This window comes from Thioalkalivibrio sp. AKL6, assembly GCF_000376905.1.
GTDB lineage: Bacteria > Pseudomonadota > Gammaproteobacteria > Ectothiorhodospirales > Ectothiorhodospiraceae > Thioalkalivibrio > Thioalkalivibrio versutus.
The window spans coordinates 19,346-35,354 of sequence record NZ_AQXS01000010.1; the positions used below are offsets into that span (position 1 = coordinate 19,346).

The window sequence follows — 16,009 nt, forward strand, 5'->3', positions numbered from 1 at the left end:
ATAAAGGCCCTTACTGAGCGGGAAAGAGGCGTTCGCCGTTTTCGAAGGCAATGGCGCGGGCGACGTTGTCGGGCAGCTGGTCGAGCCAGGCGCGGGTCTCGTCTTTCAGGTGGGTGTACTGTTCCCAGCGCGTGGTGGTGAACGTGTCCACGCCGATCATGAAGCGATCCGGATGGGTGAGGAACAGCTCGAACCAGTCGTCGTCGATCTGGCCACCGGGGTTAATGCGCGGGTTGCGCATGGACAGGTCCATGTTCATGCGCGGGTGGCGCTCGAGGTAGTCCTGCACCAGGGGCGGGTAGGCGTAGCTGCCGGCGTGGGCCCAGAGGATGCGGACCTCGGGGTGGGTGGCGTAGGCATGATCGATCACGGCCGGGTCGCCGTGGATCATGATGGTCAGATCGCGGGCGACGGCCAGGTCCAGCAACTGTTCGAAGCCGGGTCCGAAGCGGTCGTCTGCCAGGATGTGAAACTCGCCCAGCCCGCGCCAGGCCACGTCGGATTCGTCCAGCATGTCGGCAATGCGGGCGCCCAGGTCCTCGACGTGCATCCAGTCCATCTTCTTGCCCAGGCGGTGGGAGACTTCCAGAAACGGCACGATGCGGGTGTCCGAGCCCGCTTGCAGGCGACGAATCAAGCCGCCTTCGGTCGACATGACGATGGCGCTGCGCACGTCATTGGAGGCCAGGGTGCGGCCCACGTCGCTGATGCCAAAGGTTTCGGCCACCGCCGGGCGATAGTGCAGGTGGGCATCGAAGATCGGCGGCTCGGCGCTGGCGACCGTGAAGGGCAGGGCCAGCCCGAGCGTGGCGCCGAGCAGGGAACGGTGGAGGCGATGGTGCATGGACAGACCCTTCGGAAGCCAATTCGACATCAGGAACGCGGCGGACTGTTGGGCGCAGGGGTCGGATCGGTCGTCTGTGCCGGATCGAAGCGCTCGCGCAGGTAGCGGATGATGGCATCGGATTCGTACAGCCAGCGCACCGAGCCGTCTTCTTCCTCGATTCGCAGGCAGGGCACCTGCAGGCGGCCGCCCTCGTTCTGCAGTTCCTCGCGCCAGGGACCGGTGGCCTGGGCGTTGCGCAGTTCGATATCCAGCGACAGGCGCTGCATCGCGCGGCGGGCCTTGATGCAGAACGGGCACGCCGGGAAGTGATACAGGGCAAGGCGTTGCGTCTGTTCGTCGATTCGGGCTTGGTCGGCCGGGTCCCGTTCGATGCCGCGTGGGCGCGAGACGCGCTCACCGATCAGCATGAACGGGGTCAGAATCAGGCGGACGCCACGGAAGAAGGTGCGAATCAGGAATCTCATGGCGAAAGGATGCCACAGGAGCCCGACACCGTTACAGCATCTCGAGCGATGGAGGCGTTAGTTTCACCCTCAAACCCAAGAGCGCTTTTTGCACGCAGCGCAAGAAGGCGCGACCTGATTAGCAACGAGCGTCAGCCAGGCTCAAGGGCCAAGCGGGCCGGGATCTCCACGGTATGGGGTACCCGTACGTTGGGGCTGGACTGACGTGTGGAGATCCCGGCTCTCCGCTTCGCTACGGCCGGGATGACGGCGAGGGGGGCGCTCCGGCCGGGATCACAATCAGGGTGCGCTCCAACCGAGGTGACAGGACAGGGGTAACGGGCCCCGGGAGGGTGACATGCCCAGCAAGGCGTGGATCAAAGTGGCCCGAGGCGGGCCATGCACGTCCCCGAATGAGCCCCGCCACTGGCTGACGCTCGTGCTAATCAGGAGGCGCGAAGAAGATCAAGGGCGGTCTTTCCACGGCGTATTAAAGAGGGCGCGGCGTGGAGTGGGGCAAGAGTGAGCAGAAAAGGGTATCGGCCTACCGATCCGTGCTGTTCAGCCCGCATCAAAGCTCCGATGCCGTTAACCATCCTGCCGTTGTCGGTGTCCGGCCGTGACCTCCATGGTTACAGGCTCTCGACCGTCTTTGCGTCTTCGTGGTGGGGATCTTTGGGAATCGGCAAGCTCAGGGGGTGCCGAAGTCGAACTCCCAAGGGTCTTCCGGGGGCGCATCGAGTAGCGACGGGCGCAGGCGGATCACTTCGAAGCCCAGTTCGCGATAGTCATCGAGGCGGTCCGGGGCGCGGTCGGCGACCTCGACGAAGTCGGCAAATGCCTCCGCGTCCAGGCCGCGCCAGCCGGCAAAGGTGCCGCAGACTGCCACGTTCACACCTTCGTCGCGGACCAGGGCCTCCACCTCGTCGTGCAGGCTGGGGTGCTGCGTCGCCTCGCGGCGCGTTAGGGTGAATTGTTCCGCACCGTGGGAGACGACGGCCACCGGGTAGTCGGGGTCGCGTTCGCGCAGGCGGGCGACACTGGCCCGAATCTCGGGAAGAAGCGCGGATAGCGCTGCGCGGTCGTTCTCGATGATCTCGAAGACCACGCCTTCAGGGAGCTTGTCGCGTTCCAGGAGCTCGAGGACGGCCGCGGAGGGTTCTCCCGGGGCCAGCGGGTCAGAGGAGGTCACGGGGCCCGCGTGCAGGCGGGGCATGGCCAGCATGGCAATGAGGCCGCCCACGAACAGCCAGGCGGGAAGCGGAAATGGGCGAGGGCGTGAGCGGGTAATCCACATGGCCCCATTCAAGCGGGGATCGCCGGACGACGCAAACACCCGCGCACGGGGGCAGCAGAATTGGGGCTCCCGCGCGTGGGCAGAGTCGAGTCGCCGGGGTCAGTGGCGGTCCCCGGTGGCCTGCTCGGCCATTTGCTCGTAGCTGGTGTGGCGCACGTCCTTGCCCTTGACGAAATAGACGACGTATTCGCAGATGTTGCGCGCGCGGTCGCCGATACGTTCCAGGGAGCGGGTGGCCCAGACGATGTCCATCAGGCGCGGGACGGAGTCCGGGGCGGCGGTCATCTGCCGCATCAGTTTGTGGGTGACGGTCTCGTACAGGCTGTCGATCTGGATATCGAGCTGGGCGACGCGCACGGCCTGTTCCACGTCCATACGGGCGAAGGCATCCAGGGCCCCGCGGGTCATCTCGCGGACATGTTCGCCCATGCTGGCGATATCCGACATCGGGGCGCTGTTGCGGTCCTCGTCCAGCAGGTGCAGGCCCATGCGGCCGACCCGCTCGGCCTCGTCGCCCATGCGTTCCAGGTCGGTGATGGTCTTGATGACCGCGATCACCAGCCGCAGGTCGGAGGCGGTCGGCTGGCGTCGGGCGAGGATGTGGGTGCACTCCTCGTCGATCTCGACCTCCTTGGCGTTGACCTCGTAGTCGGAGGTCATGACCTTCTCGGCGAGTTCGGCATCGCCCTCGACCATCGCGTGGACGGCATCGGCGAGCTGCTGCTCGACCAGGCCGCCCATGGCCATCACCTGCTTGATGATGTCTTCCAGCTCGGCGTTGAACTGCTGCGAGATGTGTTGCTTGAAGAAGCTCTTGTCCATGGTGTTTTCCTAGGGAGACACTGATGAATGTACGCGTCCGCGCTCGAGTCGGTTTTGCCCGCTGACAAGGCGCGGTGACTGCCGTGCAGTGACTCTGCACAAGGGAGCCGCAACGCTGGCAGCGGGCAAAAGCGGCCGAGCCCCGACCTCTAAGTGAGGACATACGGGGTTGTTGCCCCATTTCCAGAGTGTTGGTACTGGCAAGGGCCTTGTCGGCCTGTTTGTAGCGCTTGCTCTCGCACAAAATGGGGCACCAACGCGGAGGTGTAGATTCATCCGTGTCTCCCTAGCCGAAGCGGCCGGTGATGTAGTCCTCGGTCTGCTTCTTGGCAGGCGAGGTGAACAGGGTGTCGGTATCCGCGTATTCGATCAGCTCGCCCATGTACATGAAGGCGGTGTAGTCGGATACGCGCGCGGCCTGCTGCATGTTGTGGGTGACGATGACCAGCGTGTAGTCCTTCTTCAGCTCGATCATCAACTCCTCGATCTTCAGCGTGGCCAGCGGATCCAGCGCCGAGCAGGGCTCGTCCAGCAGCAGGACTTCGGGATCGATCGCGATGGCGCGGGCGATGACCAGGCGCTGCTGCTGGCCACCGGACAGGCCGAAGGCGTTCTCGTGCAGACGGTCTTTCACCTCATCCCACAGCGCGGCGCGCTTGAGCGACTTCTCCACCACCTCGTCCAGCTTGCGGCGATTCTTCACGCCCTGCAGGCGCAGGCCGTAGGCCACGTTCTCGTAGATCGACTTGGGGAACGGGTTCGGCTTCTGGAACACCATGCCCACTCGGCGGCGCAACTCGGGGACATCCACGGACTTGTCGTTGATGTCCGCGCCGTCCAGGCGGATGGTGCCCTCGATGCGTACGGAATCGATCAGGTCGTTCATGCGGTTGAAACAGCGCAGGAACGTTGACTTGCCGCAACCGGAAGGCCCGATGAATGCCGTGATGCGGTTCTTCGGGATGCGGATGTCGATGCCCTTGAGCGCCTGGTCCTCGCCGTAGAAAAGTTTTAGGCCCTCCGCGGTCAGGCAGATGTCCTCTCGGTCGAGGCTGAGGCCGCGCGGGGCCTGGTTATTCTGGGCCACGTTGAGGGCGTGGGTCTGGGTGTCACTCATTTCGGGTACTCCATGGGGAATGGGGTTCGACGCATCCCGGCACCGCGAGGGGGCGGAAAAGCACCGTCATTGCGAGGCGCGCAGCGACGTGGCAATCGGTTTGGGTGCCTCCGGCGTGTGGGGTACCGGAAGCCGATTGCCGCGGCCCCTGCGGGGCCTCGCAATGACGTTGCGTGCGAGAAACGTTGTGCATGTCGTGTCTCAGTCACTGTCGGCGCGGTACTTCTCGCGCAGGTAGTTGCGGATCGAGATGGCGGTCAGGTTGAGCACGATGATCAGCATCACCAGGATCAGGGCGGTCGCGTAGACCAGCGGCCGGCCGGCCTCGACGTTCGGGCTTTGAAAGCCGACGTCGTAGATGTGGAAGCCCAGGTGCATGAAGGCGCGATCCAGGTGCAGGTACGGGAAGTTGCCGTCCACCGGCAGGCTGGGGGCCAGCTTGACCACCCCGACCAGCATCAGCGGGGCCACCTCGCCGGCCGCGCGCGCGACGGCCAGGATCAGCCCGGTCATCATCGCCGGCGCCGAAAGCGGCACGATCAGGCGCCACAGGGTCTCCGCCTTGGTCGCGCCCAGGGCCAGCGAGCCGTGGCGGATGCTGGCGCCGATGCGGGTCAGGCCTTCCTCGGTGGAGACGATTACCACCGGCAGGGTCAACAGCGCGAGCGTGAGCGAGGCCCAGATGATCGCCGGCGAGCCGAAGGTGGGCGAGGGCAGGGCGTCGCGGAAGAACATCTGGTCGATGTTGCCGCCAACCAGGTAGACGAAGAACCCGAGGCCGAATACACCGAACACGATGGAGGGCACGCCCGCGAGGTTGTTCACCGAGATGCGGATGATGCGCACCAGCGGGCCCTGCTTCGCGTACTCGCGCAGGTAGATCGCGGCCAGCACGCCGAACGGGGTCACCACGATCGACATGATCAGGACCATCAGTACGGTCCCGAAGATCGCCGGCAGGATGCCGCCTTCGGTGTTGGCCTCGCGCGGATAGCCGGTCATGAACTCCCAGAAGGTGTGCACGTAGTGCCCGAGCTTTTGCGGGATGCTCATGTCGTTCGGCCACCAGGCGTTCACGACATCCGCAAGTGCGATCACGGATTCGGCGCCGTCGGCGGTCTCCATCAGGATGGCGTAGCGGCGCAGTTCGTTGCGCAGCTCGTTACGCTCGTTTTCCAGCTCCGCGTACTGCTCCTCGAGTTCCGCGCGTTCGGCCTGCAGTTCCGCCTCGCGCTCGGCGCGCTCTTCGATCGACAGCTCGGTGGCACGCTCGATACCGCGCAGGGCAATGCGGATCTGCTCGATCTGGAAATTGATCGCGCCGATGTCCACGCGTTCGATGCGTTCGATCTGGCGGACCAGGCCGCGGGTCTCGGGGATAACCGCCTCGAAACGCACGCGGGCCTCGTTGCCGGTGGCCACGGCCTCGCCGTCCACGCGGAACTCGCGAACAAAGCCGTAGAAGTTGCCCCACTGCAGGCGTTCCAGCACCACCGCATCGCGAGGCATCTCGCGCTCGCCCATGAAGTCGTCCAGATACCAGCGGAAGTCTCGCGAGTCGAGGTCACGATTGCCGCGCTTGACCAGGTGCCGTACCACGATCTCCTGGCCTTCGGGCACGTCGAAGCCGGCGTCGCGCATGGCCTGGGCGGTCATCGTCTCGGAGCGCTGGAACTCGCCCATGACCTGGGTAGGCTCGCTTTGCTGCGCCGTCTGGTATTCGAACTGGGCCACGCTGGACGGCCAGAAGAACGACAGGCCGTTGACCGCAATCATCAGGATCAGCCCGAAGACCATCACCAGCGAGGTGGCCACCGCGCCCGCATTCAGCCAGATCCAGGGGGTGCCGGATTTGAACCATTTATTCATCGGATCGAGACCTGTCTGGAATGCGTTTTAAAGGGAGGCGTACTTGTTGCGCAGGCGCTGGCGCACGATCTCGGCGACCGTGTTCACGAAGAACGTGAGCGCGAACAGCACCAGTGCGGCGAGGAACAGGATGCGGAAGTGGCTGCCGCCGACCGCGGCCTCGGGCATCTCGACCGCGATGTTGGCGGAGAGCGTGCGCATGCCCTCGAAGATGTTGAAATTGACCACCGGCGAGTTCCCGGTCGCCATCAGCACGATCATGGTCTCGCCGACGGCGCGGCCGAAGCCGATCATGACCGCCGAGAAGATCCCCGGGCTGGCGGTCAGCAGAACCACGCGCACCACGGTTTGCCAGGGTGTGGCCCCCAGCGCCAGCGAACCCTGGGTCAGGTGCTTGGGCACGTTGAACACGGCATCCTCGGAAATCGAGTAAATGGTCGGGATCACCGCGAAGCCCATGGCGATGCCGATCACGAGGGCGTTGCGCTGGTCGTAGGTGATGCCGTTGTCGGTCAGCCACTGGCGCGCGTCGCCGCCGAACATCCAGATCTCGATCAGGGGGCTCAGCGTCACCGCGAACCAGCCCACCAGCAGGATCACCGGGATCAGGATCGCGGCCTCCCAGCCCGCCGGTATGAATGCGCGGACCTGCTCGGGGAGCACACGGGTCCAGACGAAGGCCATCAGCAGCATGGACAACGGCAGCAGAATCAGGATGCTCGCGACGGCGGGCAGGTTCGCCTCGATGAACGGGGCCAGCCACAGCCCCGCGAGGAAGCCAAGGATGACCGTGGGCAGCGCCTCCATCAGCTCGATCGAGGGCTTGGTGAGCGTGCGCATGCGCGCCGACATGAAGTAGGCGCTGTAGATTGCCCCCATGATCGCCAGCGGGGTGGCGAACAGCATGGCGTAGAAGGCGGCCTTGATGGTGCCGATGGTCAGGGGGATCAGCGAGAACTTGGGTTCGAACTCGTCGGTGGCCGAGGAGGACTGCCAGACGTAGTCGCCACCCGAGCGGCCCTCGTACCAGACCTTCTGCCACAGCACGTGGAAGGAGACCTCCGGATGACGGTTCTCCAGGCGCTGCAGGTGCCAGTTCTCGGCCTCGTCGATGGCGATCAGCAGGCGGTTGCGCGGGTCCACGTACACTCGATGCAGCGCCTGATCGGTAATCTGGCGTTCCACCAGGGTGCGCTGCGAGGTGGGGTAGTGGATCTTGATCTGGCCGGTTTCGTCGGCGGTCAGGAAGCCCTTGCGGATGTATTCGGGCTGGGTGTTGGTGACCGGCCCGGCGTGCGCGGGGAATTCGCGCACGCGGGTGATGCGGTTCACGTTGTCGGCGTCGCGCACCAGCATGTACTGGGTGACCGATCCGTCCGAGCCGCCCACGACGATCGACACCGTGCCCAGGAGGTATTCGAGCGAGGTGACTTCGGCCTCGTCTCCGCGAATGACGCGCTGGCTGTCTTCCAGGGTCGCGCTGGCCGGACGACGGATATCGTAGGAGTGCAGGCGCCCCTGGTCGTCGCCCACGAGCATGATGCGGCCGGTGATGTCGAGGAGGATGCGGGTGGCCGTGCTGCCTTCTGGCAGGGCGGGCATGTCGTAGGCACTGCGGCGCACCTGGGTTTCGCCGGTCATCATCGAGGTGGTCTCCTCGAACTGGACCAGACGGATGTGGCCGTCTTCGGTGGTGGCGGCGACACGAATACCGCTGGACCCGCGCTGGATCCCGACCACGCTGATGGCGGGGCCATCGCCGCCGATATCCAGCAGTGCAGAGTCTTCGTCACCCAGCGGGTAGACCACGCGCGGGTCATATTCGCGGCCCTCGGGGGTGAAGCGTTCGTTGTATTCGTACTCGATGGCGAGGACCTGCCCGTTGTCGAGGCCAAGCGCCACCAGGCGGGTACGCGGCTCGGCCGCGGTGAAACTGGTGACCCGGACGTCATCGGGAATCGGCAAGGTCTGTTCGCGCACGATTTCGCCGGTATTCGGGCGGAAGAACACGGCACGCCGGTCGTCGGTGATGCGCACGGCCATTTCGCGGTGGCGATTCACCGCCAGGTGCACGGTGCGGGTATCGGCGCCGCCGGGGGCGTCGTACTCGGTCAGGGGGTCGAGCTTGGCGCCCTGGAACATCGGCAGGGTTTCGCTCAGGAGGTAGACGAACATGAGGGTGAGGGCACCGACGACGGCGATCCCGAAAAACCCGATCATGTAGCGCGCGGAGCGATCCTTGGTGCGGCGCCAGCGCTGGAAACCGGCGAGACGCGGGGCGATGGTGGCGGTGGACATGAAGTTCCCCTGAGAGCCGCCGCGAAGGGCGTGCAAAACCATTGGATGTCGGGGCGTGATGCTACGGCCGCTATGTGACAGGGACGTGACATCCATGTGACGGCTGGTTGACCGGTGGGCGAGGAAGGCCTGCGCGCAACACACAAAAAAGGCCGGAACCCTTGGGTCCCGGCCTTTGCACCCATTCCCTGGGCGCGGGTACTGCGCCCGGTTTATTCCAGACCGAGGTTCTTGCGCTCGCGCTCGGCGACCGTGGCCGGCAGCGGGATGAAGCCGTCACGCACCACGACCTCCTGGCCTTCCTTCGACAGCACCATCTTCAGGAACTCGGCGGCGCGCGGGGTCAGGCCGTCTTCCGGGTGCTTGTTGACCATCACGTAGAGGAAGCGGGCCAGCGGGTAGTCACCGGAGGCGGCGTTCTCGCCGTTCGGCTCGAAGTAGTTGCCTTCTTCGGTGCCCAGCGGGATGGCGCGCACGCCGGAGGTGGAGTACCCGATGCCGGAGTAGCCGATGCCGTTCAGGGACTCGGAGACGCCCTGAACCACCGAGGCGGAACCCGGCTGTTCGTTGATGGCGTTCTTGAAGTCGCCATCGCACAGGGCGTGCTGGCGGAAGTACCCGTAGGTGCCGGAGACGGCGTTACGGCTGTACAGGGTGATGTCACGGTTGGCCCAGGAGCCTTCCAGTCCGAGCTGACCCCAGCGGGTGATGTCCTCGGCACCGCCACAGCGGCGGGTGGAGGAGAAGACGGCGTCGACCTGATCGATGCTCATGCCTTCGATCGGGTTGTCGCGGTTCACGAACACGGCGATGGTGTCTATGGCGACCGGCACGGCGGTCATCTCGTAGCCGTGGCGTTGTTCGAACTCGGCATGTTCGCTGTCACGCGGCATGCGCGACATCGGGCCGAAGTCGGCGGTGCCTTCGGTCAGGGCGGGCGGGGCGGTGGAGGTGCCGGCACCCTGGATCTGGACGTTCACGTTCGGGTAGAAGCCCTGGAATTCTTCCGCCCACAGGGTCATGAGGTTGTTCAGGGTGTCGGAACCGATGCTCGACAGGTTGCCGGAGATGCCGGAGACCGTCTCGTAGGCCGGGATGTCGGCATCGACTTCAGCCGCGGCGGTCAGCGGGGCGATGGCGAGGGCTGTGGCCGTGGCCAGCGCGAGGATGCTTCGCTTCAACAACATGGGTGTACTCCCTTGGGCTTGCTTGAGGTTTTCAAGGCCGAGTGGCTCGGTCCTTGATGACGAATTATCGGGAGGGGTGCTTGCAGTTACGTGACGCGCATGTGACAGGCGCGTGACATGTGGTTCGGCGTGGACGGGGCCGGGGTTGCGGAGGGCGATTGCTTCGCTGCGCTCGCAATGACGGGTATTGGTACAGGTCATTGCGAGGAGCGAAGCGACGCGGCAATCGGTCCGAAAGGCCCATGGGTTCGGGGCGTTTGCGGACGATTGCCACGGGCCCGGCGGGCCCTCGCAATGACGCTAGTTGGAGGGGCCTGATGGTTCGGCGCGGCGGATACGGGTCAGGGGGAACAGGCAGGTGAAGCGGCTGCCGCGGCCGACCTGGCTCTCGATGGCGAGGTGGCCTTCGTGGCGGGCGAGGACGTGCTTGACGATGGCCAGGCCCAGGCCTGTCCCGCCGCGTGACTGGGTGCGCCCGGCATCCACGCGATAGAAACGTTCGGTCAGGCGCCCGAGGTGATGGCTGGCAATACCCGGCCCGGTGTCCTCGACGCTCAGGCGCCCACCGTCGTCGTCGGCGCGCCAGCGCAGGGTGATGGTGGTCCCGCCAGGGGTGTACTTCACGGCATTGAACAGCAGATTGGCGCAGGCCGAGCGCAGTTCGTCCGGGTTGCCCTGGAACTCCAGTTTGGGGTCGGCGTCCAGTACGATCGCGTGCGCTTCCGTGCCGGAAAGGATGCGCGCCTCGTCCGTCAGCTTCTGGAACAGTGGGAACGGGTTGAACCAGTCCTGCGGGCCGGTGGTTTCGCCGGTCTCCAGGCGTGAGAGCAGCAGCAGGTCGTCCACCAGCAGTTTCATGCGCTCGGACTGTTCGCGCAGCATCTGGACCGAACGCGCGAGCTGAGGCTGGTCCTCCAGTTCGTCTTCCAGGCTCTCGGTGACGCCGTAGAGTACGGTCAGCGGCGTGCGCAGCTCGTGCGACACATTGGCGATGAAGTCGCGGCGCATGACCTCCAGGCGGTGCAGGTGGGTGGTGTCCCGGGCCAGCAGCAGGTACTGCGCGTCGCCATAGGGGAGCATGCGCATCTCCAGTTGGCGCTCGCTGTCCAGCGGGGAGGGCACGGTGACCCGCGCGAGGGACTCGCGAGCACGTTCCATGAACGTCAGGAACTCCGGGTGGCGCAGGAGGTGCGTAATGCGCTGGCCCTCGTCGCGCGGCCAGTGGAGCCCGAGCAGCTGGCAGGACATGTCGTTCAGCCACTCGATGCGCAGGTCATCGTTCAGGACCACTACCGCGTCGGGCATGGCCTTCGCCGAGTCCCGGTAGCGCTCCAGCAGCTGGCGCAACCGATGCACGCGGTTCTCGTGGCGTCTGCGGCGGCGGTAGAGGTGGTCGAAGATCACGCCCCACAGGCCGCGCACGTCCGGTGGGTCGGCACGGCCGCCCCGGCGCAGCCAGGTCTCCAGCCACAGCAGGTTGGCGATGTTCCAGGCCAGTGCAGCCCCAAGCAGAAACGCCAGGGTGGGCCAGAACTGGCCGGTCGCCCAGCCAAGCGCCAGGAGCGGCAGCGCGATCAGCAGGCTGGTAATGAGGATGTCGGGCCAGGTCTTGCGGGGCTGCACGGGGACCGCCGAAGGTCAGGGAAGTTGCGAGAAACGGTACCCTGAACCACGCACGGTTTGCACCAGGTGGTCATGCCCGGTGTCGGCCAGCGCCTTGCGCAGGCGGCGGATGTGTACATCCACCGTGCGTTCCTCCACATAGACGTTGGTGCCCCAGACCTTGTCCAGCAGCTGTTCGCGGCTGAACACCCGATCCTGATGGGTCATGAAGAAGTGCAGCAAGTTGTACTCGGTCGGGCCCATGCTGATGGCCGCGCCATTGCCGGTGATGCGATGCGAGACGGGGTCCAGACGCAGGCCCTCGATCTCGATCGGTTCCTCGCTGGTGGTGGGCGAGGTGCGGCGCAGCACGGCCTTCATGCGCGCGACCAGCTCGCGCGGCGAGAACGGTTTGGTTACGTAGTCGTCGGCGCCGACATCCAGGCCGCGCACGCGGTCTTCTTCCTCGCCGCGGGCAGTCAGCATGATCAGCGGGATGTCCTTGGTGACGGGGCTGGTCTTGAGCGTACGCGCCCAGTCGATACCGCTGATGTCCGGCAGCATCCAGTCCAGCAGGATCAGATCCGGCGGGTCTTCCAGCAGGAGGGATTTTGCCGAGCGGACATCTCCGGCCTCGCGGACCTCGTAGCCCGCCTTCTGGAACGGCACCTGCAGCATCTCGCGGATCGCTGCATCATCTTCCACCAGCAGAATTCGAGTGGCCATGGCCCCGTCTCGTGATTACCTGGTCGGCATTAGATAACAGGCATGTTACAGGCGTGTGAACGGGAGGTGGTGCGGCGGCGACCAGCCTGTGGCGTGTTCGGGCGGCTCGCGACCGATCGCCGCGACCCTGCGGGCCACGTGATGACGAGCGATGAGTAGCCGCTAAGGGTGGGCGCCGAGTTCGAAGCGTTCGTCGCCGTGCAGGAAGATCATGCCGTCGTGGTGCGGCGAGCGGGCGAGCTGCTGGCGGATGGCCTGTTCGTGGCCGGGCTTGAGATGGGTAATGGCAATGCGCGGGCGGTGCTGCAGTTGTGCCAGGTCCTCGCCCAGGTGCTGCGGGGTGTAGTGCTTGGCCAGATCCGCCATGCCCTCCATCTCGTCTGGGAGGCCGGTCTCGATCATCAGCAGATCGAGGTGGGGCAGGGCGTTCAGCGCGGGCCAGAGCAGGTGCGAGGAGGTCGTGTCGCCGCTGAAGGCGAAGGCGGCGCCGTCGCTGTTGGTGACGCTGTAGCCGACCGCGGGCACGGTATGGCGGGCGGGCAGCACCTGGATCTCGCGATGTTCCACCGCGATGCTGTGACCGGGTTGCAGCGACTCCAGGCGGATCAAGGGCTGATCGGGCCGTGGCAGACGGGTGAAGTCCGGCCAGATCACCCAGTTGAAGACGTGATCGCACAGGGCCTTGAGTGTTGCCGGGAGGCCGTGGACGTGGATGGGCGGGGCATCCGGGCTGTAGACCATGTCCGCCAGCATCGGGAGGAAGGCGATATGGTCCAGGTGCGAGTGGGTCAGGAAGACATGGCGGATGCGCCGCAGCTCCTCCAGGGTCAGATCGCCCACGCCACTGCCCGCGTCGATAAGGATGTCGTCATCGATGAGGATGGATGTGGTACGCCGGCCCGGGCCAATCCCGCCACTGGCGCCAAGGATGCGAACGGACAGACTCATGTCGGACAGTATATCGAGCGAGCAGCGGGCCGTCGTGTGGCCAGACCCGCGAGCCAGAGGCTGGGGTCGGTCGCCCCGGGTCGTTGGAGGTGGGTGACGGACATGCCCTAATGCTAGACCGGGTCCAGGCCCAAGTTCCGTGACGTGCGGCGCGAAAAGGTGATCCCGAGGCACGGCGGGGCGTCTCGCGAATCTTGTGCGGGCGGGGCTTCCCGCCACCCGGTGGAGTTGCTAGAATGCGCGTCCTGTTTGGGGCGGTAGCTCAGCTGGGAGAGCGTCGCGTTCGCAATGCGAAGGTCGGGAGTTCGATCCTCCTCCGCTCCACCAAACACCAAGGAAAAGGCCTGCTTTCGCAGGCCTTTTCCTTTTTCAGGTTCAGCTGCGCAGGTGGCCCCGTGGGGCCATGGCGGCCTTTACCGGGGCCCGGCGCGCGAACGGTTCGGGTTCGTGGTGGCTCACGAGCTCGGCCAGGGATGCGGCGGGCAGGGGGCGGCTGCACAAATAGCCCTGCCAGGCATCACAGCCCTCTGCGGCCAGAAATCCGAGCTGATCCTCGGTTTCAACCCCCTCGGCGAGCACATCCAGCCCCAGGTTGTGGGCCATGTCGATGATGGTCATGGCCAGCTCGGCATCGTTGCGGTCCTCCGGCAGGTCGCGCACGAAGGTCTGGTCGATCTTCAGGATGTCGATCGCGAATTCCTTCAGGTAGGCCAGCGACGAATACCCGGTGCCGAAGTCGTCGATGGCCAGCGCGATACCCAGGCCCTTGATCTGCTGCAGGGTGCCACGGGTCGTGTCGGCCTGTTCCATCAGGGTACTTTCGGTGAGCTCCAGGGTCAGGCGTTGTGCGGGGAGCCCGGATTCGTGCAGCACCTGGCGGAGCTGATGGAGCAGGCCCGGTGCGGCGACCTGGCGCGCCGACAGGTTGACCGAGACCTCCAGCGGCGGCAGGCCCTGACGATCCCATTCCACGACCTGGCGGCAGGCCTCGCGCAGAACAAAATCCCCGACGGCGGCGATCAGGCCCGTTTCCTCGGCCAGCGGTATGAACACGTCCGGCGCGATCAGGCCGCGTTCGGGGTCCCGCCAGCGCACCAGTGCCTCGATCCCGGTGATCTTCCCGGACGTCATGTGTACCTGAGGCTGGTAGAACACCTCCAGTTCGTTCTGGGCCAGGGCGTGCCGCAGCCGGTTCTCGATCTCCAGGCGCTGGTTGGCGGCATCGGTGAGGGCGGTACGGTAAAAGCGGAAGGTGTTGCGCCCGGCGTCCTTGGCCTCGTACATCGCCGCATCGGCCTGAGTGAGAAGCTCACCGGCTTCGGTGGCGTCCTCCGGGAACAGTGCAATACCGATGCTCGCGCCTACCTGCAAGTTGGTCCAGCCGCCGACGGCAAAGGGTTCGGCTATGAGCTCCAGAAGCTGGCGGGCGCGGGCCTCGAGCTCTTGATGCTCTGCGGCGTCGTCGATTACCGCGATGAATTCGTCGCCCCCAATCCGGGCCACGGTGCGGGCCTCGAAGCGCGTCTTCAGGCGCTCGCCCAGGATTTGCAGGAGGTCATCGCCGACGCGGTGGCCGAGGCTGTCATTGATGTTTTTGAAGCGGTCCAGATCCACGAACAGGATGGCCACCAGGCCTTGCCGCTGGCGAGCCTGTTGCATGGCCTCGTCAAGGTGCTCCTGCAGCAGCGTGCGGTTGGGCAGTCCGGTCAGCGGGTCATGCCCGGCCTGGTACGCCAGGCGAGCTTCGTGTGCGCGCAGGCGGCCCTCCGCCGCGCGGCGTTGCTCGACCTCCAGTGAAAGCCGCCGCGTCAGACGCCGGTAGTAGAGCGCAGCCAACCCGCTCAGCAGCAATAGCCCCGCCATGAAGCCGAGCAGGACCTCCGGCCGGGCCTCCCAGTAGGCGCGCAGGCTGATTGCCACGGTGCGGTCGTAGGGCGGGTAGCCGAGTTCTTCCAGGAGTTTGTGTACCGCCCCGTAGGACAACGGGGCCGACCAGCCGTGGTAGCCGCCTTCACGCGCCGCGGGGTGATCCGCGGGCAGGCTCAGCAGGGCGATCGTGACGGCTTCGGCCAGTTGGTCAGGGGTGTGTCCAAGACGCGAGAACGGCCATTCAGGGTAAAGCCGGGTGGAGTGGGCAAATGGAAACCCCGCTGTCTTGCGGGGCGCCAGTACGCGCAGGGTGTCGGCGGACAGGTCGCCCGATTGCAGCCGTTCCTCCAGCACGCCGGTGCGCACCATGCCGGCGTCGGCCTCGCCGGTTAGCAAGCCCTCGATCACCCGGTAGTGGGGCATGCCCGTGTAGTGAACCGATGCCAGGTCCTCGAACGGATCCACCCCAGCGTCGCGCAGGGCCCCGTAACCGGCCAGCCAACCGCCCAGAGAGTCTTCTTCCACCGCCAGCAACCGCTGCCCGCGAAGGTCGTCCAGTGACTGGAGGTCATTGCGTTCGTCGAGGACCAGGATCGTCCCTCCGAACTGACGAATGGGCTGGCCTTGCTCCTCGGCGATGAGGGTGGCCAGGCGGGTGATGCCTTGTTGCGCCTCCAGGCGCACGTAATGGCCGGTGTTGGTGAGGACGAAATCAACACCTCCGGTGGCGACGGCCTGCTCCAGGTCCGGATAGTTAAGTGCCTGAATGCGAAATTCGGCCGCGTCGACCTGCGTGCTCAGGTAGTCGGCTGTGGGTTGCCACTGGGCCGTGGTCTCTTCGGCATCGCGAAAGGCCAGCACGCCGATGGTGTATACGCTGGCGTCGTCACTATTTGCCGCCATTGCGGGGGCGGCAACGGACAGGCTGATCAGCAGGATCAGCAGACGGGGCAGGGTGGATGGATGGCACATCGGCAAGAGCCT

Annotated in this window: 12 protein-coding genes and 1 tRNA gene; 1 reads left to right on the forward strand and 12 read right to left on the reverse strand. The window is 65.6% G+C overall.

Annotated elements, in window-relative coordinates; all coding sequences use genetic code 11:
- Positions 1–10: 10 nt before the first annotated feature.
- The 11 genes from D575_RS0108065 to D575_RS0108115 all read right to left on the reverse strand — a co-directional run bounded on the left by D575_RS0108065 (position 11) and on the right by D575_RS0108115 (position 13,156).
- On the reverse strand, positions 11–844 hold the full coding sequence (locus D575_RS0108065) for an amidohydrolase family protein (RefSeq protein WP_018145411.1): 834 nt from the start codon (positions 842–844) through the stop codon (positions 11–13).
- A 29-nt stretch (positions 845–873) separates the two neighbouring features.
- Positions 874–1,311 (reverse strand): glutathione S-transferase N-terminal domain-containing protein, encoded by a 438-nt coding sequence (locus D575_RS0108070; protein WP_018145412.1) that lies wholly within the window; start codon positions 1,309–1,311, stop codon positions 874–876.
- Between the two features lie 670 nt (positions 1,312–1,981).
- Positions 1,982–2,587: a DsrE family protein gene (locus tag D575_RS0108075; RefSeq protein ID WP_018145413.1), complete on the reverse strand. Its 606-nt coding sequence runs from the start codon at positions 2,585–2,587 to the stop codon at positions 1,982–1,984.
- Between the two features lie 99 nt (positions 2,588–2,686).
- Entirely contained in the window at positions 2,687–3,409 is a 723-nt protein-coding gene (gene phoU, locus D575_RS0108080) for a phosphate signaling complex protein PhoU (RefSeq protein WP_018145414.1), read from the reverse strand.
- A gap of 286 nt (positions 3,410–3,695) precedes the next feature.
- Positions 3,696–4,526, reverse strand: coding sequence for a phosphate ABC transporter ATP-binding protein PstB (pstB, locus tag D575_RS0108085; RefSeq protein WP_018145415.1), 831 nt, complete (start codon positions 4,524–4,526; stop codon positions 3,696–3,698).
- Positions 4,527–4,727: 201 nt separating this feature from the next.
- A complete protein-coding gene (gene pstA / locus D575_RS0108090; RefSeq protein ID WP_018145416.1) occupies positions 4,728–6,395 on the reverse strand; it encodes a phosphate ABC transporter permease PstA in 1,668 nt (555 codons plus the stop codon).
- A 27-nt stretch (positions 6,396–6,422) separates the two neighbouring features.
- Positions 6,423–8,693 (reverse strand): ABC transporter permease subunit, encoded by a 2,271-nt coding sequence (locus tag D575_RS0108095; RefSeq protein WP_018145417.1) that lies wholly within the window; start codon positions 8,691–8,693, stop codon positions 6,423–6,425.
- A 212-nt stretch (positions 8,694–8,905) separates the two neighbouring features.
- Positions 8,906–9,880, reverse strand: a complete 975-nt coding sequence (locus D575_RS0108100; RefSeq protein WP_018145418.1) for a PstS family phosphate ABC transporter substrate-binding protein — start codon at positions 9,878–9,880, stop codon at positions 8,906–8,908.
- A gap of 300 nt (positions 9,881–10,180) precedes the next feature.
- Positions 10,181–11,503 (reverse strand): phosphate regulon sensor histidine kinase PhoR, encoded by a 1,323-nt coding sequence (gene phoR, locus D575_RS0108105; RefSeq protein WP_018145419.1) that lies wholly within the window; start codon positions 11,501–11,503, stop codon positions 10,181–10,183.
- Positions 11,504–11,518: 15 nt separating this feature from the next.
- Positions 11,519–12,208: a phosphate regulon transcriptional regulator PhoB gene (gene phoB / locus D575_RS0108110; RefSeq protein ID WP_018145420.1), complete on the reverse strand. Its 690-nt coding sequence runs from the start codon at positions 12,206–12,208 to the stop codon at positions 11,519–11,521.
- A 162-nt stretch (positions 12,209–12,370) separates the two neighbouring features.
- Positions 12,371–13,156, reverse strand: a complete 786-nt coding sequence (locus D575_RS0108115; protein WP_018145421.1) for a 3',5'-cyclic-nucleotide phosphodiesterase — start codon at positions 13,154–13,156, stop codon at positions 12,371–12,373.
- A 251-nt stretch (positions 13,157–13,407) separates the two neighbouring features.
- Here D575_RS0108115 and D575_RS0108120 point away from each other — a divergent pair.
- Positions 13,408–13,483, forward strand: a tRNA-Ala gene (locus D575_RS0108120).
- A gap of 48 nt (positions 13,484–13,531) precedes the next feature.
- On the opposite strand, the gene D575_RS0108125 is transcribed toward D575_RS0108120, so the two are convergent.
- A complete protein-coding gene (locus D575_RS0108125) occupies positions 13,532–15,997 on the reverse strand; it encodes a bifunctional diguanylate cyclase/phosphodiesterase (protein WP_018145422.1) in 2,466 nt (821 codons plus the stop codon).
- Between the last annotated feature and the right edge of the window lie 12 nt (positions 15,998–16,009).

Bases quoted from the DNA above. Each gene is read 5' to 3' on its own strand.
- D575_RS0108065 (WP_018145411.1), bottom strand. From the start codon at position 844: ATGCACCATCGCCTCCACCGTTCCCTGCTCGGCGCCACGCTCGGGCTG.
- D575_RS0108070 (WP_018145412.1), bottom strand. From the start codon at position 1,311: ATGAGATTCCTGATTCGCACCTTCTTCCGTGGCGTCCGCCTGATTCTG.
- D575_RS0108075 (WP_018145413.1), bottom strand. From the start codon at position 2,587: ATGTGGATTACCCGCTCACGCCCTCGCCCATTTCCGCTTCCCGCCTGG.
- phoU (WP_018145414.1), bottom strand. From the start codon at position 3,409: ATGGACAAGAGCTTCTTCAAGCAACACATCTCGCAGCAGTTCAACGCC.
- pstB (WP_018145415.1), bottom strand. From the start codon at position 4,526: ATGAGTGACACCCAGACCCACGCCCTCAACGTGGCCCAGAATAACCAG.
- pstA (WP_018145416.1), bottom strand. From the start codon at position 6,395: ATGAATAAATGGTTCAAATCCGGCACCCCCTGGATCTGGCTGAATGCG.
- D575_RS0108095 (WP_018145417.1), bottom strand. From the start codon at position 8,693: ATGTCCACCGCCACCATCGCCCCGCGTCTCGCCGGTTTCCAGCGCTGG.
- D575_RS0108100 (WP_018145418.1), bottom strand. From the start codon at position 9,880: ATGTTGTTGAAGCGAAGCATCCTCGCGCTGGCCACGGCCACAGCCCTC.
- phoB (WP_018145420.1), bottom strand. From the start codon at position 12,208: ATGGCCACTCGAATTCTGCTGGTGGAAGATGATGCAGCGATCCGCGAG.
- D575_RS0108115 (WP_018145421.1), bottom strand. From the start codon at position 13,156: ATGAGTCTGTCCGTTCGCATCCTTGGCGCCAGTGGCGGGATTGGCCCG.
- D575_RS0108125 (WP_018145422.1), bottom strand. From the start codon at position 15,997: ATGTGCCATCCATCCACCCTGCCCCGTCTGCTGATCCTGCTGATCAGC.